At 54.5% G+C, this 4,226-nt stretch carries 4 protein-coding genes; 2 read left to right on the top strand and 2 right to left on the bottom strand.

Features of this window, described 5'->3' with window-relative positions; all coding sequences use genetic code 11:
• Both ACF8AM_RS21815 and ACF8AM_RS21810 read right to left on the bottom strand, forming a co-directional pair.
• Positions 1–844 (bottom strand): DUF1186 domain-containing protein (locus ACF8AM_RS21815; protein ID WP_392557682.1); only part of this gene is annotated, 844 nt, incomplete at its 3' end.
• Positions 845–947: 103 nt separating this feature from the next.
• Positions 948–2,639: a hypothetical protein gene (locus ACF8AM_RS21810; RefSeq protein ID WP_392557681.1), complete on the bottom strand. Its 1,692-nt coding sequence runs from the start codon at positions 2,637–2,639 to the stop codon at positions 948–950.
• Between the two features lie 279 nt (positions 2,640–2,918).
• Here ACF8AM_RS21810 and ACF8AM_RS21805 point away from each other — a divergent pair, with 279 nt between their 5' ends.
• Both ACF8AM_RS21805 and ACF8AM_RS21800 read left to right on the top strand, forming a co-directional pair.
• Complete coding sequence (locus tag ACF8AM_RS21805; protein ID WP_392557680.1) at positions 2,919–3,275, top strand: hypothetical protein; 357 nt, start codon at positions 2,919–2,921, stop codon at positions 3,273–3,275.
• Entirely contained in the window at positions 3,200–4,126 is a 927-nt protein-coding gene (locus ACF8AM_RS21800) for an ISAzo13 family transposase (RefSeq protein WP_392557683.1), read from the top strand. Before ACF8AM_RS21805 ends, ACF8AM_RS21800 begins: the two co-directional genes overlap by 76 nt.
• Positions 4,127–4,226 lie beyond the last annotated feature (100 nt).

Raw genomic sequence — 4,226 nt, 5'->3', positions numbered from 1 at the left:
GGCGAAAGAACGAATGCTTGGGCAACGCTTGGCAACGTGCTCGGATAGGATCGAGATCATCGGTCGTCCAGGCGAATGCGTGCCAACTGGAAAGGTAGCTGATTGGATCGGCAAGCGTTTCACGATCGCCCTCAGCACGTTCACGCAAAAAGTTCAGTTGGCGTTCCTCCGACATGGAATCGAAATCATTTGCTTGAACATAATCATCGTCGAGCTGGTCTCGTTCCAAACAGGCTACTGCTAGCTCTTTGAATTCCAGGCCACCAATGTCAATCATCGAGGCCATCACCATCGATGAAAACAAGTCGTGTTTCAGATGTTGCCGTTGCTGAATCCACGTGAGCACCCACTGAACAGCAACCGCGTCATCCAATGTCTTCTCGGACACCAGGTTGAACAACGCTTCGACCAATTGAAGCTTGATGTAATCGCTGACTTGTTCATCCTGGACCAGCGAATCCAGCCATTGGCAATGCGTTGAGATGTCGTTGGGATCCGCCATCGCGGTCACGATGGCACGATTGAAACGTTGAGTGATTTCGCCGCTACAACTTTCAATGGTGCCTTCTTCGCACCGCAGAAATTGGTCAAACCAATCTCGCAAACCCGACTGCGGGTCGATGCCGAGCAAGTGGTAGCAAAGAAAAACTCCCGAAGGGCATGCCCCAAGGCCCTTACGGTCCGAGTCGGTCGCTAGATTCAAACGCGACAGCAAAGCGGGCATGACCTCCGAGCCTCGGCTGATCAGCTCTCGCATCACGCCCGCAGGTAAAACCCATCGTCGAAATTGGCCCAAAGATTCGACAAGTTGAGCGGTATCGATGTCTGTTGAAGAAGTGACCATTGAATATCCATCCTGAACGATCTGGGAAAGCAGCAATCAGTTTAGCCGAGATCCACCATCAGGCGATGGGGCTGAAATCCGCCGACATGCATTTTGTGCCACCCTAAAACGGGTAGTCGTCAATCCTGCCGTCGCAGTCTGCGTTGGAGGCTCTTGCTCGTTCTTGTTCATCGATTTGCGACTGGAAGTCGGCGACTTTCGGCAACAGTTCGGGGTGCGTCGCGGACACGTTCTCCAACATCTCACGCATCGCTGCTTTCGCGGTTGGTTGTTCGTCACCATCACTTTCGCGGTATTCGCGAAACGAACGATTCAATTGCTGGATGGTCTCTTTGGCGGCATTGGCTTGCTCCAGATCACCGATGATTTCAGCGAGGTAGAACGACAACTTCAAAAAGCCCGTCGCATCACCGGGCAGCCTTTCTTCGCTCATGGGGCTGGACCAAGCCGAAGCGAACACATCCTTCTCGCTTTCACCCGCCGCGATTCTCGCCTCTTTCTCCGCCCACTCGCGATTCATCTTTTCGTTGAATTCTCGAAATTCATCCTGCTCTCGCTGCCAGTCTTCGATGAATTCGTGCGTCGAGAAGGCGAACTCGCCATCCAGTTCGAGACTGTCCCCCGCGAGCGATGTGAATCCAACGCCAAACAGTCCCGACCCCATCATGTCGCAGATGGGGCAGTCACAATCCGGCAGATGCTGCTCGCCCTCCTTGTCCTCCATCCCCTCGATGGGAACTTCGCTCCCGCGGGGCACACGCCGACGACTGCATTCGATAATGAAGCGAGGCGGTGAGGCTTCTTCAAAAGGTTCCTTCAACCAAGTCTCACGAACACTTGCCAAGAAGTCGACGAGTTGCTCCCGCTGCTCCGTCTTGGCCGGTTCGCCGCCAGACAAATCCAATTCCGCTGCACACCAGTCCCAAGCGGCGGCGATCAGTTCACGACACAGGTCAAAGTACATGATCATTTCTTCGCTACCCATCGGCGCGTCATCGTATCCGATCACGTCATCAGGAGCGGCGATCATAGGCATGCCGCTCTCGAACCGTTGGCGTTGTCCCCAGATCACCGCATCGCTCCAATCGTGTGCGCCGTGCATCAGAGAGCGCGGGCACCGCCCCGAGAGTTCTTCCCGTGGTGTCATCAACCAATTCACATGCACTTCCACGGTCAAGGCGTGCCACGCGTTTCTCGTTTCGCGGTCTTCCTTGTTCTCCGTGGGCAATCTACCTTCGGAAACAGCTTTCAGAATTTGCTCGGCAAGTGCCACGATCATCGGCGCACCGAACAAGAAGTCCCGATCGGTTCGCGGAACAGCAATCTCGCTTTCGCGTGTCATGCCAACCTGATCGGGAGTCGCCGACTCATGCAGCTCCCACCACGGCGGAATGGAAAACGGAAGCGGGCAACACTCTTGACCGTCCAAGTCGGTTTCCAGTGCCAGGGTGGCTTTGCGTCCGAGCTTTTGCACGTTGTCGCCGGCAAGGATTCGCTTTTGAACCAAATCGATGGCAAGCCAATTGTCGTGTCCTTGAATCGCGGCGAACGCCTCCTTGCGATCACAAGTTTGGATCGGAAGTCCATCGACAAATTCGCAGACCGTCGGGCATCGATACCGCGCCCAGTACTGAGCGACCTCGTTCCAATTCGCAGGATCCTCGGACATCACCGCCCAGATGGTCAGGGCACTGTCGTAGTGAACCGCGGTGCCGAGGTAGCACGCGTTATGGTCCAACACCATCACCATAACTGGTGGCGATTCGGTTTCTTCGTGCGGATCGAATGCGTTCATCGAAAAGCTCGCCATTCAATGGAGGAAGTCAGAAGATTCAGTGAACTTCCATTGTTTTCCCAGAGCGTCATCTGCTTCCAACTTGGGTTGGGAACTGTTTGATGTCACCCACCATACCGGATCCCTAGATAAACGTGCTTCGTTTGCGGGTCCCCCAGGGGCATCCGCTGATCGCCGGAGGCGTGCAATGCGTTTAACTGTTCGGCGGTAAGGACTTGTTCGGAAATAACTTCGGCAATCTTGTAGAATCGAGGCATCTCGATTCCACGGAGGCCAACGATGAAGGACGTTTACGGACAAGACATTGAAAACCAGATGCGCCAGCTGTACGAGTCTTTTAGTGAAAAGGACAGACGACGTTACGCTGCCATCGAAGCTTACAAACTGGGCCATGGCGGGGTGGCCTACATCGCCGATCTGTTTGGTTGCCATCCCGACACGATCACTCAAGGCAAACGCGATCTCGAAAACCTGCCTGCCGATGAGGCCGCCGGACGAGTTCGAAAAAAAGGGGCGGACGCAAGAATGCTAGCAAAAGCCAGCCGGGCGTCGTCCAGGCGATCCAAGCTGAAGTCAAGACGCAAACGGCTGGATCGCCGGTCCGCGACGGTGAGGTCTGGACAAACATTGGATTGAGGGTAATCGCTTCGGCAATCCAGCCGCTGGGCTTCCAACTTTCTCCCGGCGTGATCGCAGGTATTTTGCGAAACACACTGCAACTCGGTCGGCGAAAGATCAGCAAAGACGTTCCCCTCGGAAGCAGCGAGCATCGCAATGAACAATTCGAACGTTTGGCTGACCTTCGCCGCAAGTATGAACAACGCGGTTGGCCAGTGTTGAGCGTTGACACAAAGAAAAAAGAGCTGATTGGCAGCTTCGCTCGCTCCGGTCGAGCTTGGACAGATGGGTCACTCCACGCTTTTGACCATGACTTTGGTTCCTACAGCAGTGACGCCAAGGCAATCCCCTACGGTGTCTATGATACGGTCGCCAACGAGGCGTTCGTCTACTTGGCTACTGGAGCAGATACGGGCGAGTTGGCGGCGGACGCAGTTCGTCGTTACTGGTATCGAATGGGACAGTCACGCTACTCTGGGGTCGAGGGCATTTTAGTACTGGCTGATTGTGGTGGCAGCAACGGATACCGAGTTCCACTGTATCGAGAACGACTTCATCGAGTGGCCCAGTTGCTGGGCATTCCGATCCGAGTCGCTCACCTCCCGCCGTACTGCAGCAAATACAATCCGATTGATCACCGCCTGTTCTGTCATCTGACACAAGCCATCAGCGGTCGCTTGGTCGAGTCACTTTCCTGGATGCAGTTGATTTTCTCCAAAGTCAGTACGCAAACCGGACTCAGAGTCATTTGCGAATTAGCTCGCAAAACCTATCAATCCGGCATTAAAGCGGCAGCCGAATTTCGTCAAAACGAACCGACAGAGCGTGATGAAACCCTCGGTAAATTCAACTATGTCCTACCAACGTGAAATCCCGAAGTTATTTCCCAACGGCGCCTAAGGAACGTCGTCAGTTCTTTCAGATCCGCTGGAGCAAGGACGATCCAATGCGGCCAACGCCACTCTTGGT

This window comes from Rhodopirellula sp. JB055, from assembly GCF_043100905.1.
Classification (GTDB): Bacteria; Planctomycetota; Planctomycetia; order Pirellulales; family Pirellulaceae; genus Rhodopirellula.
This window is presented reverse-complemented; position numbering and strand designations above follow the sequence as displayed.